Source organism: Cupriavidus sp. SIMBA_020 (assembly GCF_046535395.1).
Classification (GTDB): domain Bacteria; phylum Pseudomonadota; class Gammaproteobacteria; order Burkholderiales; family Burkholderiaceae; genus Cupriavidus; species Cupriavidus campinensis.
The window spans coordinates 151879-169655 of record NZ_JAWRWU010000013.1; the positions used below are offsets into that span (position 1 = coordinate 151879).

The 17777-nt window shown below is 64.7% G+C and carries 17 protein-coding genes; 3 read left to right on the plus strand and 14 right to left on the minus strand.

Going from position 1 to position 17777, the window contains the following annotated elements:
• Positions 1–30: 30 nt before the first annotated feature.
• The 3 genes from SB751_RS22375 to mnmG all read right to left on the minus strand — a co-directional run bounded on the left by SB751_RS22375 (position 31) and on the right by mnmG (position 3542).
• Positions 31–804, minus strand: coding sequence for a ParA family protein (locus SB751_RS22375; RefSeq protein ID WP_144203351.1), 774 nt, complete (start codon positions 802–804; stop codon positions 31–33).
• Positions 805–875: 71 nt separating this feature from the next.
• On the minus strand, positions 876–1586 hold the full coding sequence (gene rsmG / locus SB751_RS22380; RefSeq protein WP_313819284.1) for a 16S rRNA (guanine(527)-N(7))-methyltransferase RsmG: 711 nt from the start codon (positions 1584–1586) through the stop codon (positions 876–878).
• A complete protein-coding gene (gene mnmG / locus SB751_RS22385) occupies positions 1587–3542 on the minus strand; it encodes a tRNA uridine-5-carboxymethylaminomethyl(34) synthesis enzyme MnmG (protein WP_410748556.1) in 1956 nt (651 codons plus the stop codon). It abuts the gene before it with no gap.
• 155 nt (positions 3543–3697) lie between these two features.
• Here mnmG and SB751_RS22390 point away from each other — a divergent pair, with 155 nt between their 5' ends.
• Both SB751_RS22390 and SB751_RS22395 read left to right on the plus strand, forming a co-directional pair.
• Positions 3698–4255 (plus strand): penicillin-insensitive murein endopeptidase, encoded by a 558-nt coding sequence (locus tag SB751_RS22390; RefSeq protein WP_186296992.1) that lies wholly within the window; start codon positions 3698–3700, stop codon positions 4253–4255.
• Between the two features lie 8 nt (positions 4256–4263).
• A complete protein-coding gene (locus SB751_RS22395) occupies positions 4264–4626 on the plus strand; it encodes a hypothetical protein (protein ID WP_410748557.1) in 363 nt (120 codons plus the stop codon).
• A gap of 74 nt (positions 4627–4700) precedes the next feature.
• Here the strand turns inward: SB751_RS22395 and SB751_RS22400 are convergent, their stop codons facing one another.
• Both SB751_RS22400 and SB751_RS22405 read right to left on the minus strand, forming a co-directional pair.
• A complete protein-coding gene (locus SB751_RS22400) occupies positions 4701–5579 on the minus strand; it encodes an N-formylglutamate amidohydrolase (protein WP_410748558.1) in 879 nt (292 codons plus the stop codon).
• 3 nt (positions 5580–5582) lie between these two features.
• Positions 5583–6584, minus strand: coding sequence for a Bug family tripartite tricarboxylate transporter substrate binding protein (locus SB751_RS22405; RefSeq protein ID WP_410748559.1), 1002 nt, complete (start codon positions 6582–6584; stop codon positions 5583–5585).
• 142 nt (positions 6585–6726) lie between these two features.
• Here SB751_RS22405 and SB751_RS22410 point away from each other — a divergent pair, with 142 nt between their 5' ends.
• Positions 6727–7647, plus strand: coding sequence for a LysR substrate-binding domain-containing protein (locus SB751_RS22410; protein WP_144203335.1), 921 nt, complete (start codon positions 6727–6729; stop codon positions 7645–7647).
• Between the two features lie 131 nt (positions 7648–7778).
• On the opposite strand, the gene SB751_RS22415 is transcribed toward SB751_RS22410, so the two are convergent.
• The 9 genes from SB751_RS22415 to SB751_RS22455 all read right to left on the minus strand — a co-directional run.
• Positions 7779–8522, minus strand: coding sequence for an ABC transporter ATP-binding protein (locus SB751_RS22415; RefSeq protein ID WP_410748560.1), 744 nt, complete (start codon positions 8520–8522; stop codon positions 7779–7781).
• 9 nt (positions 8523–8531) lie between these two features.
• Positions 8532–10391 (minus strand): ABC transporter permease subunit, encoded by a 1860-nt coding sequence (locus tag SB751_RS22420; protein ID WP_250024917.1) that lies wholly within the window; start codon positions 10389–10391, stop codon positions 8532–8534.
• Positions 10392–10394: 3 nt separating this feature from the next.
• Positions 10395–11447 carry a branched-chain amino acid ABC transporter permease gene (locus SB751_RS22425; protein ID WP_144203329.1) on the minus strand — a complete coding sequence of 351 codons (1053 nt, stop codon included), beginning with the start codon at positions 11445–11447 and terminating at the stop codon, positions 10395–10397.
• A 195-nt stretch (positions 11448–11642) separates the two neighbouring features.
• Positions 11643–12794, minus strand: coding sequence for an ABC transporter substrate-binding protein (locus SB751_RS22430; RefSeq protein WP_144203327.1), 1152 nt, complete (start codon positions 12792–12794; stop codon positions 11643–11645).
• Positions 12795–13142: 348 nt separating this feature from the next.
• Positions 13143–13745 (minus strand): hypothetical protein, encoded by a 603-nt coding sequence (locus SB751_RS22435; protein WP_144203325.1) that lies wholly within the window; start codon positions 13743–13745, stop codon positions 13143–13145.
• Between the two features lie 194 nt (positions 13746–13939).
• Positions 13940–14974: a branched-chain amino acid ABC transporter permease gene (locus SB751_RS22440; protein ID WP_377732280.1), complete on the minus strand. Its 1035-nt coding sequence runs from the start codon at positions 14972–14974 to the stop codon at positions 13940–13942.
• The gene (locus tag SB751_RS22445; protein WP_092300384.1) at positions 14974–15858 is read right to left on the minus strand and encodes a branched-chain amino acid ABC transporter permease; all 885 of its coding nucleotides are present in this window, start codon (positions 15856–15858) and stop codon (positions 14974–14976) included. Before SB751_RS22445 ends, SB751_RS22440 begins: the two co-directional genes overlap by 1 nt.
• Positions 15859–15923: 65 nt before the next feature.
• Positions 15924–17132 carry an ABC transporter substrate-binding protein gene (locus SB751_RS22450; RefSeq protein ID WP_144203321.1) on the minus strand — a complete coding sequence of 403 codons (1209 nt, stop codon included), beginning with the start codon at positions 17130–17132 and terminating at the stop codon, positions 15924–15926.
• Positions 17133–17223: 91 nt separating this feature from the next.
• Positions 17224–17777, minus strand: a 554-nt coding sequence (locus SB751_RS22455; protein WP_410748561.1) for an ABC transporter ATP-binding protein, incomplete at its 5' end; no start/stop codon positions are given.

The following is a 17777-nucleotide window of genomic DNA, read 5'->3' on the forward strand; positions in this document are numbered from 1 at the left end:
TCGCCATCCTTCTATGCAAATCCGCGACGCTCAACCGAGCTGCCGCACGCGCGCGATCATCTCCGCGCCGAAATCGAGATACGCCTTGGCACCCTTCGACGCGGCGTCGAACGCCACGCCCGGCATGCCATAGGACGGTGCCTCGGCCAGCCGCACATTGCGCGGAATCACGGTCTTGAACACCTTGTCACCGAAGTGGGCCTCCAGTTGCGCCGACACCTGCTGCTGCAGCGTCACGCGCGGGTCGAACATCACGCGCAACAGGCCGATCACCTTCAAATCGCGGTTCAGGTTCGCGTGAACCTGCTTGATCGTGTTGACGAGGTCCGAGAGCCCCTCCAGCGCGAAGTACTCGCACTGCATCGGCACGATCACGCCATGCGCGGCGCAGAGGCCGTTCAGCGTCAGCAGCGACAGCGATGGCGGGCAGTCGATCAGCACGAAGTCATACTCGGCATCCACCTCGGCCAGCGCCTGCTTGAGGCGGCGCTCACGCTGGTCCAGCTCGACCAGTTCCACCTCGGCACCGGCCAGTTCGCGGTTGGCGGGTACCACGTCGTAGCGGCCCGACTCCGAACGCTGCCGCGCCTGCTGCACCGTCGACAGCCCCACCAGTACCTGATACACGCTGTGTTCGAGCGACTGCTTGTCGATGCCGGAACCCATCGAGGCATTGCCCTGCGGGTCGAGGTCCACCAGCAACACGCGCTGCCCCTGCGCAGCCAACCCGGCGGCCAGATTCACCGTGGTGGTGGTCTTGCCCACACCGCCCTTCTGATTGGCGATCACGAATACCTTGGCCATAGGCGCTTGCTGCTCCTCAGTGCTTGCCGCCGGCGAGAGGCCGGCTTGTGCTGAATTGTTCACATTATCGTTCATGACCGGCGCGACAGCACCACGAGGTGCCGTTCCGCATCCAGTTCCGGCACCGTCAGCTTCGGTACCGCCTCCACCTGCCACATCGCCATCAGTCCGGCAGCTTCCATGCGATCGATCTCCGCCTGTGGATAAATCCCCTTCATCGCGATCAGCTTCCCGCCCGGCGCCAGCAACTGGCCAGACAGGTTCACGAAATCGGTCAACTCAGCGAATGCCCGCGAGGTAATTACGGCATAGCCGCTGGCGTCCTCGAGCTTCTCCACCGGTCCCCAATGCGCTGCAGCATTGGACAGCCCAAGCTGCGCGCGGCACTGCGTGAGGAACGCGGTCTTCTTCTGGACGATGTCGACCATCAGCACGGACACGTCCGGGCAGGCAATCGCCAACGGCAGCCCGGGCATGCCGCCACCGGAGCCGACGTCGAGCACCCTGCCCCGTGCCGGCTCGGCCACGTCCAGGGCGCGCGCGGCTTCCGCCAGCGCCGGCACCGCAGTCAGCGAATCGAGCAGGTGATGCGTGAGCATCTCGTCAGGATGACGGATCGCGGTCAGGTTGTAGACGCCGTTCCACTTGCGCAGCAGCGCCAGGTAGGCGAGCAGCGTGTCGATCTGGGCCGGCGCCAGCGTCAGGCCGATGACCGCGAGCCCGGCTTCCAGGCGGCGGCGTTGCGCGGCGTCGTCGATCGCGGGGTGTCGGGGGCCGCCCACTCAGGCAGCCTCCTGGCCGTTGCCGGCCGGCGTGGCAGCGGGCGCGCCGCGTCCCATGCCCTTCTTCTTGAGGTGTACCAGCAGCAGCGAGATCGCCGCCGGCGTGACGCCCGAGATCCGCGATGCTTGCCCGAGCGTTTCCGGGCGATGCTGGTTCAGCTTCTGGCTCACCTCGAAGCCCAGCCCGCGTACCTCGGTGTAGTCGAAGTTAGGCGGTAGTTTCGTCGCCTCGTTGGCTTCCAGCTTGTCCACTTCGGCGGCCTGGCGGGCGATGTACCCGTGGTACTTCACGCCGATCTCGATCTGCTCGCGGATCTGCCCGGCCAGCATCGGATCGGCGTCCAGCACGCCTTCGGGCGCATGACGGCCATCCTGCAGCGTCATCAGTGCCTCATAGGTAACCTCGGGGCGGCGCAGCAGGTCGGCCAGCGAATACTCGCGCTCGATGGCCTTGCCAAGCAGTGGCACGGCGTCGGCTTCCGGCAGCAGCGTCGGGTTGACCCACGTGCTCTTCAGGCGCTCTGTTTCACGTGAAACAGCGTCGCGCTTGCGATTGAAAGCGTCCCAGCGGGCATCATCGACTACGCCCAGTTCGCGCCCCATCTCGGTCAGGCGCATGTCCGCGTTGTCTTCACGCAGGCTCAGACGGAATTCGGCGCGGCTCGTGAACATCCGGTACGGCTCGGTCACGCCACGCGTGATCAAGTCATCGACCAGAACACCGAGATAGGCCTGGTCGCGACGCGGCGTCCAGGCATCCCGCTCGCGCACAAAGCAGCCTGCGTTAATACCGGCCAGCAGGCCCTGCGCGGCGGCTTCCTCGTACCCAGTCGTACCGTTGATCTGGCCGGCGAAGAACAGCCCCTGGATGGCCTTGCTCTCCAGCGACGCCTTCAGCGCACGCGGATCGAAGTAGTCATATTCGATCGCGTAGCCGGGACGCAGGATGTGCGCGTTCTCCATGCCGCGGATCGAATGAACCAGATCGAGCTGCACGTCGAACGGCAGGCTGGTGGAAATGCCATTCGGATAGAACTCGTTGGTCGTCAGCCCTTCCGGCTCGAGGAAGATCTGATGGCTTTCCTTGCTCGAAAAGCGATGGATCTTGTCCTCGATGCTCGGACAGTAACGCGGCCCTACCCCTTCAATCACGCCGGTGTACATCGGCGAGCGGTCCAGGCCGCCACGAATGATGTCGTGGGTACGGCTGTTGGTATGGGTAATCCAGCACGGGAGCTGCTGCGGATGCTGCTCCGGACGGCCCAGGAAGGAGAACACCGGCACCGGATCGAGATCGCCCGGCTGCTCTTCCATCACCGAAAAGTCGATGGTGCGCCCGTCGATACGAGGCGGCGTGCCGGTCTTGAGCCGGCCCTGCGGCAGCTTCAATTCCTTCAGACGTGCCGACAAGGAGACCGCCGCCGGATCGCCGGCACGCCCACCCGTGTAGTTATCCAGCCCGACGTGGATCTTGCCGTCGAGGAACGTCCCCGCCGTCAGTACCACGGCTCGGGCCCGGAAAGCGATGCCCACTTGGGTCATGGCGCCCACCACGCGGTCGCCCTCCACCATCAGGTCATCGACCGCCTGCTGGAACAGCATCAGGTTCGGCTGGTTTTCCAGCCGGGTCCGAATCGCCTTGCGATACAGCACACGATCCGCCTGGGCGCGCGTGGCGCGGACGGCCGGCCCCTTGCTGGAGTTGAGAATACGGAACTGGATACCGGCCTCGTCCGTGCCCGCCGCCATCGCACCGCCCATCGCGTCCACTTCCTTGACCAGATGCCCCTTGCCAATGCCGCCAATCGACGGATTGCAGCTCATCTGACCCAACGTCTCGATGTTATGGCTCAACAGCAGCGTCTGGCAGCCCATGCGGGCGGCGGCAAGCGCGGCTTCGGTGCCGGCGTGACCACCACCGACGACAATGACATCGAACTCTTTCGGGTAAAGCATGGGACACCTCCTCCGGGAGGCTGGGCGGGAAAATTTCAGGATGCCGAATTATAGCGGCAATCCCATGAGGGACTTTGGTCGGACACCATGTTTCACGTGAAACATGGCGGGTGCGGTACATGGTGGGAGGAAGTGTTTCACGTGGAACACAGTCTGTGATCTCCGCCACGCACGTCATTTGTGACGTATTTGATGCATTTTTTGCGTCGCAACATGACTCGGCGCATGATCTTGGACTCACCAGACAGGAGTTCAGTCATGAGTTTCCAGGATTCACGGGTCTTCACATGCTGCCGCAGGCGCCAGAGGAGGCAGCCTATTACACCTACGGAACGCCTAGCGCCGGCCGAGGCCAGTATGCGCATCCGAATATGTTGTCGTTCCTTTTCCACCTGGAGTTTCGATGGAGTCTTCGAGACGATCGAAAATTGGCGATCGGCAACATCAGTCTGGCGGACCGAACTAAATTCCCAGACCACGGTACTCATGGGCATGGGCTGGACGTCGACATCCGGCCCATCCGAAAAGACGGAAAGCGCCTGCCGGTACGCTACCAGGATGCGGTCTACGATCGGGACGCAACGAGGCGATTAGTGGAGCTTATCTGGCAGAGCGGAATGGCAAAGCTTGTGTATTTCAATGACCCGGCGCTTACGCGTGTCACTCGGATGCCTAAGCACGACAACCACCTTCATATCAGTATCAAAGCTTGAGGCTAACCATGAGAGCTCTACTGCTGATTGGCATTCTCTTGATCAGCTGCGTGGTCCACGCAGCAGCCGAGTGGGTCTACGAGTATCGGCCCGCTAAAGCCGAGTATGTTGTTTATAGCGGCGAGCTCGGGGACACGTATGTCCCGACCGCCAAGGATGCCAAAATCACAATCGTGTTGTCCGGCTCAGCGGCACGAGACATGTTTAACGCACTGGGGACCGACCGGGCAGACGCATGCAAAGATGAAGAATCCACCCGGGTACGCTATCGAGACAATATCGTGTGCCAGCGCAATAAATCAAAAAGACACGTGTGCCACATCGGCTTCGACTTGAAGACCGGCAAAAGTATCGGCGGCATCATCTGTTAATCAAAAGAAAAAACCCCGCTTCCGCGGGGCCCTTCCCTCTCCGATGTTTCACGTGAAACATCCGGGATCCGCTTTCACACCTTCCCGCGGATATACGTCGCAATGCTCGCCGACAGTAGTTCCAGATCCCGCTGGAGCGTCGCGAAACCCGCATTCGGCACCTTGGTCGCCTCGTCCATATAGAGCGGGCGACGGATCTCAATCTGAAGGCTATTGCGGCACTCGGCGGGGCGGCCGATTTGGGCGATGAGCTGCACACCCTTGTACGGGTCGTTGCGGGCTACGGTGTAGCCCATCTTCCGCAGTTCCCGCTCCACGAGGTTGACGAGGCCGGGCTCGCATGTGGTGCCGTCCCGGTCGCCCAGTACGAAGTCCGCCAGCGGGTGCGGGCTCTGGATCTTGAGCCGCTCGTAGGCGTTGTTCGGCATCGAGTGCAGGTTCAAGTGCCACACCGCGCCGAAGCGGCTGTAAGCGGCCTCCACCGCCGACGACAGCACCGCGTGGTACGGCCGGTAATAGCGGTCGATCCGTGTCTGCACTTCCGCTACGGACAGCTTGCGGTCATAGATCGGGGTATTCGCATCCAGCCTGCGCCAGACCAGCCCGTAGCCGAGGCGCGTCTTCTCGCCCGGGGCCAGCGCGGTCGGCCAGGGGCCGTCGAGCAGGTCCGGGTCGAGGTCGTCGAGCATCCGGTTCGGGTCGATATAGACGCGGGGGAAAGTGGCCGCGACCAGCGTCCCGCCGACCTTGGGCACGGCTTCCCACAGCGTGTCGATGTGGGTGTCCTCCCCGCCTCGCAGCCGCGCCAACGGCACCGTCGCGCGGAAGTCGTCCGGATAGAACACGCCGCTATGCGGGGAATCGCAGACCAGCGGCAGCGGGTCGCCCTGAGGGCCGGCCAGCGAAAACGGGCCAATCGGGGCGTCGCCCTGTACAGCTTCGAAGGTCGCCATCGCTCAATCCAGCTTGATATTGGCGGCCTTGGCCACGCGCGCATAGCGGGCCATGGCCTGCTGGATCTGTGCCTTGAACTGGTCAGGCGTGGTCGGCACCAGTGTGCCGCCAGACTCCTCGACCTTGCGCTTGAACTCGGGGTTCTGCATGGCCTTGTGGATGGCAGCGTTGAGCTTGTCGACGATGGCGGGCGACGTGCCCGCCGGTGCGACGATGCCGAACCAGCCGCCGTCGCCCATATCCTTGAAGCCGAGTTCGCTATAGGTCGGTACGTTCGGCAGCTGCGACGAGCGCGTGGCGCCCAGCACCGCCAGCGCCCGCAGACGGCCCGATTTCACGTGGGGCAGCGTGGACGACAGGTTGTCGGTAATCGCATTGACCTGCCCCGCCACGGCATCGTTGAGTGCCAGCCCGGCACCCTTGTAGGGCACGTGCAGCAGGTCAATCTTGGCCAGCATCATGAAGTTCTCGATGTTGACGTGCCCCAGCGAGCCCGCGCCCGGCGACGCGAACGTGTACTTGCCCGGGTTCGCCTTGGCCAGCGCGATGAACTCCTGCATCGTCTTGGCCGGCACGCTCGGGTGCACGGCGAACACGCTCGGGATGGCAACCACGTTGGTCACCGGCGCAAAGTCCTTGATCGGGTCATAGCCGAGCTTCGGGTAGACGGCCGGGTTCGAGCCGTGCGTGCTCACGGTGGCCATGCCGATCGTGTAGCCGTCCGGCGCCGAGCGCGCCACCTGCTCCATGCCGATGGAGCCGCCCGCCCCACCCTTGTTGTCCACAACGATGGTCTGGCCCAGCTCGCGGCCGGCGAATTCGGCCACCAGACGGGCCGACAGATCGGTGGATCCGCCCGCCGCGAATGGCACGACAAGCCGGATCGGCTTGTTCGGATAGCTGCCTTGCGCGATGGCGTGGCCGCTGACGGTGGCGCCCAGCGTGGCGGCCATGGCGATGCCGCTCAGCAGGAACTGGCGTCGCGGGGAACGGGCTCGGGTCATCTGATCAAACTCCTCTTTATCGTTCTCGATGGGGGATACCGAGCGTCGAGTGTCGGGAGTTTACCGGTCGCGCACAAACGACTATATTGCACGGTTGCATTACCAAAGCTCATCTTAACCGCGCCCCCCCGCGCCCTGCCCCATGCGGCTCCGTTCCCCGTCGATGTCCGAGTTGCACGCGTTTGCCACGGCGGCGCGGCTGGGCAGCTTCACGCGCGCGGCGGAGACGCTCTGCGTGACCCAGGGCGCCATCAGCCGAGCCATCGCACGCCTGGAAGAACACTTCGGCCAGCCGCTGGTCCACCGCAACGCACACCGGCTGACGCTGACCGAGGCGGGGCGAACCTATCTCGAGGCCGTGGCGGGCCCGCTGGCCGCCATCGAATCCGCCAGCGCGGCGATGCTGCAACGGGATCAGGCCCGGCAGCACCACCTCACGCTATCGGCTGTCCCCACCTTGGCGAGCGTCTGGCTCGTGCCGCGCCTGCCCGACTTTCACCGCCGACACCCTGACATCCGCCTCGACTTCGTGCCCTATCGCCGCAACGAGGATCTCTCCGGGCCGACGCCCGATGCGGCGCTGCTCGCCGGCGTGGCGGACAAGTGGCCGGGCCTGCAGGTCGACTATGTGATTGGCCGCGAGATGGTGCCGATCTGCCACCCCGCACGGGCCCACGCGCGGCGTGCGGCGGGAGGATGGCAGCACCCCGCCGACCTGCTCCAGGAACCACTGCTGTTCCACACCACGGCGCCCGCCAACTGGCAGCACTGGCTCGAAGCGGCGGGCGTACCCAGTGCTGCGCCCCGGCTGGCCACCGGCTTCGATCAGGTGTCGATCCTCGTCCAGGCAGTGAAGGCGGACATGGGACTGGCGGTGCTCCAGCGCTGCCTGGTGCGCGACGAAATCGCCGCCGGCGCGGTGGTCGCCCCGTTCGATCTGCCGATCCGGCTACAGCGTGGATACTTCCTTTGCGCACCGAAGGAGCGGCGCGACCATGTGGCCCTGAATTACTTCCGCACATGGCTGTTGGAGGTGGCGCGGGAAGATGAGCTGCATAGATGATCTTTCTGGATGGATGCATGAAAACATCAGTCCTGAACATCTATCCGCCATTTTATTCTCCCCACAAATAATAAAGCCGGCAGACAGCCGGCTTTATTCCTCAAACCAAGCAACCGTACCCACTTCGTACGCTAAGCCGCCTTCTTCGCCAGCCCCAGGTACGTCTCGATCACCTTCGGATTGCTCGCCAACTCCGCCGCCGGCCCTTCCATCGCCATGTCGCCGGTTTCGATCACATAGGCGTAGTCGGCCACCTGCAACGCGGCGCGCGCGTTCTGCTCGATCAGCAGCGTCGCCACGCCGGTCTCGCGCAGGTTGTGGATGATGTGGAAGATCTCCTTGACGATCAGCGGCGCCAGCCCGAGGCTAGGCTCGTCGAGCATCAGCAACTGCGGCTTGGCCATCAGCGCGCGACCCACCGCCAGCATCTGGCGCTCACCACCTGACAGCGTGCCGGCGTCCTGCCTTGACCGCTCCTTCAGCCGGGGAAACAGCCCGTAGACCACCTCCATCTGATCGAGGTAATTGCGCTCGCCGGCCTTCTTGCGCCGGAACGCGCCAAGCTGGAGGTTGTCCTCCACCGTCATCGACGCGAACAGCTCGCGCTTCTCCGGCACCAGGCACATGCCGCGCGCGACGCGCCCCTCCACCGGAATGCCCGCCATGTCATGGCCGAGGTAGCGCACCGCGCCGCTCGACGATCCACTGACCGGCAGCGCGCCCATGATCGCGTTGAGCATCGTGGACTTGCCCGCGCCATTCGGGCCGATCACGGTCACGATCTTGCCGGCGGCCACCTTCAGGCTGGCGCCATGCACCGCCTCGACTTTGCCGTAGCGGACATGCAGGTCATCGACTTCCAGAATCAGATTCATCTCATATCCTCACTCGACGCCGCCCAGATAGGCTTCCAACACAGCCGGATCCTTCTGGACCTCCTCCGGCACGCCCTCGGCGATGCGCGTCCCGAACTCCATCACCACGAGGCGATCGGTCAGGTTCATCACGAAATCCATGTCATGCTCCACCAACAGCACGCTCATGCCCTCGCCCTTCAGCTTCTTCAGCAGCTCGGCCAGCGCCTGCTTCTCCTTGTAGCGCAGGCCGGCCGCTGGTTCGTCCAGCAGCAGCAGCGCCGGGTCGCAGCACAGCGCGCGCGCAATTTCGAGAATGCGTTGCTGGCCCAGCGCCAGGCTGCCTGCCTCCATGTACATGCAGTCGGCCAGGCCCACGCGCTCAAGCTGCCGGCGCGCCTCGAACAGCAGCTTCTGCTCCTCGACCTGGTTCATGCGAAGAATCGCCGCCGCCACACCGCCCTGGGGGCGGAAGTCCCCGCGCAGATGCGCGCCGATAGCCACGTTCTCGAGGACCGTCATCGTCGGCAGCAGATGCACATGCTGGAAGGTCCGGCCCACGCCGCGCTTGACGATCTCGCGCGACGGCAAGCCCGAAATCACCTCGCCGCGATACCGCACCTCGCCGCGCGTCAGCGGCAGCACGCCCGTGACGAGGTTGAACGTGGTGGACTTGCCGGCACCGTTCGGCCCAATCAGCCCGATGATCTCGCCCGCGCGCACCTGGAAGCTCACGTCGTTCACCGCCACCAGCCCGCCGAACTGCTTGCGCGCCGCGCGCACATCCAGAATCAGCTCGCCGGCCTCGGGCTTCTGGCGCACCGGCAGCGGCTGCGCGTCGTCCGGCGCCGTCACCGGCGGCCCGGACGGGAACAGCCGGCGCAGGAACGGCCAGATGCCGTCGCTCGCATATTGCAGCAGCAGCACCATCAGCACGCCGAAGACAATGATCTCGAAGTTGCCCGTGGAGCCGAGCAGCTTCGGCAGCAGCCCCTGCAGCACGTCCTTGAGGATGGTGAGGATGCCCGCGCCGAGCACCGCGCCCCACACGTGGCCCACGCCGCCCACCACGGCCATGAACAGGTACTCGATGCCGTAGTTGAGCCCGAACGGCGTCGGGTTCACGGCGCGCTGGAGGTGCGCGTAGAGGAAGCCCGACACGCAGGCCAGCACCGCCGCCACGACGAAGATCACCACCTTCATCCAGGCGGTGTTCACGCCCATCGCCTCGGCCATCGTGCCGCCGCCCTTGAGCGCCCGGATGGCGCGGCCCGGCCGCGAGTTCAGCAGGTTCTGCATGGCCAGCACGGCGAGCAGCACCACCACCCAGATCAGATAGAACATCGAGCGCCCGGACTGCAGCGACACGCCGAAGAACGACAGCACCGGCACGCCGTTCAGGCCATCGTACTTGCCCAGGAACTCAAGGTTGCCGAACAGGAAGAACAGCGAAAGCCCCCAGGCGATCGTCGCCAGCGGCAGGTAGTGGCCCGACATCCGCATCGTGATCAGCCCGATGATGTAGGCGCAGGCCATCGTGATACCCAACCCCACCACCAGCCCGAACCACGGCGACAGGCCGAACTGCGTGGTCAGGTAGGCCGTGCTGTAGGCGCCCAGGCCCACGAACGCCGCCTGGCCGAACGAGGTCATGCCGCCCACGCCAGTCAGCAACACGAGCCCGATCGCCACGATGCTATAGAGGCCGATGTAGTTGCCGAGGGTGATCCAGAACTCGGGCGTCGGCAGCACAGGCAACAAGGCCAGCACGACGACGAACAACATCGTGAGAATACGATTGCGCGCGGCGGCTGGGGTGCGCGCTTTCGTGCGAGGGTGAGCGATGTCTACCGGCTTGTCGGCCACAGTCTTGTCGGTCAGCAATGTCATGGCTTACTCCTCTTCCTCGACATGCTTGCTGGTCAGCGAGCGCCACAACAGCACCGGGATAATCAAGGTAAATACGATGACCTCCTTGAACGCGCTGGCCCAGAAGGACGAATAGGATTCCAGCAAGCCGACCAGGATCGCGCCCAGCGCCGCCACCGGATAGCTGACCAGCCCGCCGACGATGGCACCCACGAAGCCCTTCAGGCCCACGAGGAAGCCGGACTCGTAGTAAATGGTGGTCAGCGGGGCGATCAGGATGCCGCACAGCGCGCCCATCGCCGCCGCCAGCGTGAACGACAACCGCCCCGCCTGCGTGGTGCCGATGCCGACCAGCCGCGCGCCGAGCCGGTTCACGGCCGTGGCGCGCAGCGCCTTGCCCTGGAGCGTGCGCTCGAAATAGAAGTACAGCGCGCCGATCAGCAGCGCCGACACGCCCACCACCCACAGGCTCTGGCCGGAGACACTCAGGGTGCCGATATCGAAGCGCGCATCGGAGAACGCGCTGGTGCGCGAGCCCTCGGCGCCGAACATCACCAGACCCAGCCCCACCAGCGCAAAGTGGACGCCCACCGAGACGATCAGCAGCACCAGCGTGCTGGCCTCGGCCAGCGGCTGGTACGCCAGCCGGTACAGCATCGGCCCGAGCGGAATCACGATCAGCAGCGTCAGGGCGATCTGCGCGAGCATCGGCAAGGGCTGCCCGCCGTACTGCTGCACCACCAGGTGGACGGCCAGCGGAAACACCACGTACTTGCCGGCCAGCACGGCCAGCCGGCGCGGGGCGGTACGGCGCAGCTCGGCACTGCGCAGCACGGTCACGCACTCGTAGAGGAACGTCAGCAGGCCCATGGCCAGCAGCAGCCACGTGGTCTGTGGCGCGTGGCCGGCCTGCATCGCGGCGAGCGTCAGGGCGCCATACGCCACGAACTCGCCCTGGGGGATGAAGATGACGCGCGTCACCGAGAACACCAGCACCAGTGCCAGTGCCAGCAGCGCGTAGATCGCGCCGGAGGTGATGCCGTCCTGCGCCAGGATGGCCGCAATCGAGAGGTCCATTGTCTCCCCGTGTCTGGAAACGTGTCGTGGAAGAAGGCATGGCGTCACCGGCTCGGCGCCGCCGCCCTCCTGAACAGGGTCATCCGGGCATCATCACAGGATTCGGCGGACAAAAAAAGGGCGCATGGATCGCCATGCGCCCTTTTTTGCCTCGTGACTCCGCGACTTGCTCCGTACCGCCGGTCGATTGCCGGCTTACTTCGTTTGCAGCTTCCACTTGCCATCCACGATCTGCACCATCACGCGCGCGCGCTGGTCCATGCCGAGGTGGTCGGTGGGGCTCATGGTGATGATGCCGTGCGAGACGGGCAGGTTCTTCGTCTGCTCGAGGGCGTCGCGCAGTGCCTTGCGGAATTCCTTGGTGCCGGGCTGGCCCTTCTTCAGCGCCTCCGGGATCGCGTTCTGCAACAGCAGACCGGCGTCCCAGGCGTGGCCGCCGAAGGTCGACACCTGCCCGCCGAAGGCCTTCTCGTAGGCAGTCTTGTAGGTCACCGCCGGCTTCTTCACCGGATTGCTGTCGGGCAGCTGCTCGGCCACCAGCAGCGGACCAGCCGGCAGGTACGTGCCCTCGCAGTCCTTGCCGCAGACGCGCAGGAAGTCGGGGTTGGCCACGCCGTGGGTCTGGTAGATCTTGCCCTTGTAGCCGCGCTCCTTGAGCGTCTTGGCCGGCAACGCCGCCGGCGTACCCGAACCAGCGATCAGCACCGCGTCGGCGTTGGCGCCCATCATCTTGAGGACCTGGCCGGTCACCGAGTTGTCGGTGCGCGCAAAGCGCTCGTTGGCCACTACCTTGATCTTGCGCATCTCCGCCACCTTGGCGAATTCCTGCGCCCAGCTCTCGCCGTAGGCATCCGCGAAGCCGATGAATGCCACCGTCTTCACGTTGTTGTTCGTCATGTGCTCGGCAATGGCGGTGGCCATGTGCGAGTCATTCTGCGGCGTCTTGAACACCCAGGCGCGCTTGGCGTCCATCGGCTCGATGATGCGGGCCGAGGCGGCCATCGAGATCATCGGCGTCTCGCTCTCGGCGGCGATGTCGACCATCGCGAGCGAGTTCGGCGTGACCGTGGAGCCCACCACCACGTCGACCTTGTCCTCGCTGATGAGCTTGCGGGTGTTCTTGACGGCGGTGGTGGTGTCGGTGGCATCGTCGAGCACGAAGTACTCGATCTTCTTGCCCGCGATCTCCTTGGGCAGCAGCGTGAACGTGTTCTTCTCGGGAATGCCGAGCGAAGCGGCAGGCCCGGTGGCCGATACGGTAACCCCCACCTTGACCTGGGCACTGGCCGCCCCGGCAAACAGACTGGCGGCGGCAAGGGCCATCACGCTGGCGCGCTTGAATGTCATCTCGTCTCCTTCGGTTCCAAAAAGGAAAAAGGCATCCGCCGGCTTCCGGCCGGCGGATGCCCTCAGTTCTTGGTTTGGCCCGTTTTTCGGGCTCTATGGCCGGCGCAGCGCTGGCGCCGGCGTCAATGTCGGGAACTTCGAAGACCGTCCCGTTTGCTTTTCCCGTCCTGCGCGGCTTACCCCCGGATTGCGCAGTGGCATTCACCGACCGTGCGGTCGGGAATGCGAATCGAGTCTAACACAGCGATTTCGTACGAAAAGGCGGGATTAACCCGCAGCGGCGCGGGCGCAACAGTCAGGGTCGGCCGGGAAGGCCGGCCCGTGGCGGGATTCGGGTCGATGCCGAGGTCAGCCGAGCTGCTTGGGCGTCGGCACCAGGCTGCGGTGCAGGAGCCCATCGGCCCCGGGTGCGAAGCCACGCGGCGCGGCTGTGGGATCGGCCAGCAGTCCGGGCGCCAGCCACACCTGCCGGATACCGTGCGCACGGCACCACTCGGCCAGTACGTCACAGCAGGCGGCGAGCGACGCCGCCGAAGCCGCCAGATCGGCCGGCCCCCACCATTCCGCTGCCAGCGCAACCCGGCCACCGGTGGACAAGCTGTGGATAAGTGTGACCGGCAGCAGACCGCGCACCGAGTTGGGGCTTGCCTCTCCGGACGGATTTCCGGCATCAGCGGCGGTGCCATCGATAAGACAAAGCCCCTGTCCGCCCTGCGCCAGCACGGCTTCCAGCGACAATCGGCGGGCGCGGGCCTCGGGTACGGCAAGCGGTGCGCGGGCCATCAGCCAGGCGTCGATCAGGGCGGCGTCGGCGCTGGTGCCGACCCGCACGAGCCCTTGTGGGCGCGAGGAAAGCGGGGATGGGTGATCCATGGACAGGAAGGACGGCAGAACGATAAGCCTCGTGCGCCAGCCGGCGCAGCAAATGAAAAAGGCGCTGCCAGGGATCACCTGGCAACGCCTTTTTATTGTATTGGCTGCTGCTACCCGACACCGGGTGCGCGCCTGTCGTCTCCTCGCTTCCGCCTCCATTTAACCTGCGAAAACCGTATATGCAATGTAACGAAGCGGTGCGTATGAAACAAGCTAGAAGAAACCCTAGCCCCAAAAGCGGGCATGTCGACCTGTCATCACTCGCACTTTTACTATTTTTTGCGACTCGTCAGCGCGATCAGCTCGCCCATGATGCCCCGGCGGAACGTCAGCACGCAGATCACGAAGATGATGCCGGTGACCATCGTCACCGACTCGCCGAGCGCGTTGAACCAGGAGATGCCGGTCAGATTCGCCAGGAACGAACCGATGTCGCCAAGCTTGTTCTCGAGCGCCACCACCACGAAGGCGCCGACGATCGGGCCAGACAGCGTGCCCAGGCCGCCCACCAGCGTCATCAGGATCACCGAGCCGGACATCGACCAGTGCACGTCGGTCAGCGTGCCGAAGCCCAGCACCAGCGCCTTGATCGAACCGGCCAGCCCGGACAGCGCAGCCGAGATCACGAAGGCGAGCAGCTTGAAGCGATCGACATCGTAACCAAGCGAAATCGCACGCGGCTCGTTCTCCTTGATGGCCTTGAGGATCTGGCCGAACGGCGAGTGCACGGTACGCACGATCAGTGCGAATGCCGCCACGATGATGGCCAGCGCCACGTAGTACAGCGTGATGTCCTCGGAGAGCGAGAGCACGCCGAACAGCTTGCCGCGCGGAATGCCCTGCAGGCCGTCCTCGCCGCCCGTGAACGGCGCCTGCAGGCAGATGAAGAACAGCATCTGCGCCAGCGCCAGCGTGATCATCGAGAAATAGATGCCCTGGCGCCGGATGGCCAGCGAGCCGACCACGTAGCCGATGCCCGCCCCGGTCAGTGTGCCGAGGATCAGGCCCACTTCCGGCGTCACGCCCCAGACCTTCATCGCGTGGCCGGCCGCGTAGCCGGCGCCGCCGAAGAACGCCGCGTGGCCGAACGAGAGCAGCCCGGTAAAGCCGATCAGCAGGTTGAATGCGCACGCGAACAGCGCGAAGCACATCACCTTCAGTACGAACACCGGGTAGGCGCCCGCCATCGGGGCCACGATCAGCCCCAGCAGCAGCAAGCCGTAAAGCACCTTCTTCTGCACACCCGCTCCGTTCCTGATGGTTCCGGTGCTAACAGGCACCGCGGTTTGTCCGGTTTGTCCGCTCATCACTTCTCCCTCCCGAACAGGCCAGCCGGGCGCAACAACAGCACGATCACCATGATGAAGAACACCACCGTGGCGGATGCCTCAGGATAGAACACCTTGGTCAGGCCCTCGATCACGCCGAGGCCCAGGCCAGTGAGGATGGAACCCATGATCGACCCCATGCCGCCGATCACCACCACGGCGAACACGACGATGATCAGGTTCTGGCCCATCAGCGGCGACACCTGGATCACCGGCGCAGCCAGCACGCCCGCGAAGGCCGCCAGCGCCACGCCGAAGCCGTAGGTCAGCGTCACCATCAGCGGCACGTTGACGCCAAAGGCCTCCACCATCTTGGGGTTCTCGGTACCGGCACGCAGATAGGCGCCAAGCTTGGTCTTCTCGATCACGAACCACGTGGCAAAGCAGACCACCAGCGAGGCCACCACGACCCAGGCGCGATAGTTCGGCAGGATCATGAAGCCGAGGTCGGTGGCGCCCTGGAGCGCGTCGGGCGGCGAATACGGCAGGCCCGAGACGCCGTAGATCGAGCGGAACACACCTTCGATCACCAGCGTGATGCCCAGCGTCAGCAGCAGCCCGTAGATATGGTCGAGCTTGTAGATCCAGCGCAGCATCGACTTCTCGATGATCACGCCGAGCACGCCGACGATGATCGGCGAGAGCGCCAGCATGACCCAGTAGTTGAGCCCGGCGTACTCCATGCCCGCCCAGGCCAGCAGCGCGCCGAGCATGAACAGCGCGCCGTGTGCGAAGTTGATGACGTTGAGCAGGCCGAAGATCACGGCCAGCCCGAGGCTCAGCATCGCGTAGAAAGCGCCATTGACCAGCCCCAGCAGCAACTGGGACAGCATGGCGGGTAGAGGAATTCCGAATATGTCCATTGGCGTCGAGTGCCTGAGTGTCTATCCCCTCCCCCGCCAGCGGGAGAGGGGCGCAAAACCAATGCTTACTTCTTCAACATTGCGCACTTCGACTCGGCAACCGTCGTGAAGGCCTGGTCACCCGGAATGGTCGCCACGACCTTCAGGTAGTCCCAAGGCTTCTTCGATTCCGCCGGCGCCTTCACCTGCATCAGGTACATGTCGTGGATGTTGCGGCCGTCGGCGCGGATCTGACCCTTGTTGTAGAAGTCGTTGATCTTCATCTTCTTCAGCTCGGCCATCACCTTGTCCGGATCGTCGGTCTTGGCCGTCTCCACCGCCTTCAGGTAGGTGCTGACCGCCGAATAGTCGGCTGCCTGCAAGCTGCTCGGCATCTTCTTCATCTTGCCGAAGAAGCGGTTGGCCCACTTGCGGGTGTCGTCGTTCATGTCCCAGTACCAGCTGTCGGTCATCAGCAGGCCCTCGGTGTTCTTCAGGCCCAGGCTATGCACGTCATTGATGAACATGAGCAGACCAGCGATCTTCATATTCTTCGTGATACCGAATTCCTTGGCCGCCTTGATCGAGTTGATCGTGTCGCCGCCGGCGTTGGCCAGGCCCAGGATCTGCGCCTTGGACGCTTGCGCCTGGAGCAGGAACGAAGAGAAGTCCGATGCCGACAGCGGATGGCGCACGGTGCCAACCACCGTGCCGCCATTGGCCTTGACCACGGCCGCGGTGTCGGTCTCGAGCGAGTGGCCGAAGGCGTAGTCGGCGGTCAGGAAGAACCACGACTTGCCGCCCTGCTTCACCACCGCGCTGCCAGTGCCCTTGGCCAGCGCCACCGTGTCATACGCGTAGTGCACCGTGTACGGCGAGCACTCCTCGTTGGTCAGGCGGGCCGTGCCGGCGCCGATGTTGATGTAGACGCGCTTCTTCTCGGACGCCACCTTGTTCATGGCCAGCGCGGTACCGGAGTTGGTGCCGCCCACCAGCAGGTCCAGACCCTGCTGGTCCATCCATTCGCGTGCCTTCGAGGCGGCGATATCGGCCTTGTTCTGGTGGTCGGCGGACATCAGCTCGATCGGCTTGCCCAGCACCTTGCCACCATGGTCCTCGATGGCCATCTTCACCGCTTCCAGGCCGCCCGGGCCGTCGATGTCGGCGTACAGGCCCGACAGGTCGGTGATATAGCCAATCTTCACGGTGTCGCCCGACACCTGCGCCGATGCCCCCGTGGACACCGCGCCCAGAACAGTCGCCGCCACAGCCACGGCCAGCCGAGTCATCTTCATGTTTTGTCTCCTGAGTTTCGGCGGCGTGCTCACGCCACCCGTTCCTGCCACCATCAATCGAGTAACCCGCGCGCACGAAGGCGCGTGCGGATCAGACCCCAAGCAGTTCGTTCAGCACCGGCATCTTGGCCTGCAGCTCGGCGGCGGCGAAGCGCTCGACGATCTGCCCGTGCTCCATCACGTAGAAGCGGTCGGCCAGCGGCGCGGCGAAGCGGAAGTTCTGCTCCACCATCACCACCGTGTAGCCCTTCTTTTTCAGCATCAGGATCATGCGCGCAAGGGCCTGCACGATCACCGGCGCAAGGCCCTCCGAGATCTCATCCAGCAGCAGCAGGCTCGCGCCGGTACGCAGGATGCGCCCCACCGCCAGCATCTGCTGTTCGCCGCCGGACAGTCGTGTGCCCTGGCTCTGGCGCCGTTCGGCCAGGTTCGGGAACATCTCGTAGATCTCGGCCTCGCTCATGCCCCGGCTGGCGTCGGCACCCTTGAGCACCGGGGGCAGCATCAGGTTCTCTTCGCAAGACAGGCTGGAGAAGATCGCCCGCTCTTCCGGGCAGTAGCCGATGCCGTAATGCGCGATCTTGTGCGTGGGCAGACCAATGGTCTCGTGCCCGTTGACCTTGATCGAGCCCTTGCGGGCGCCGG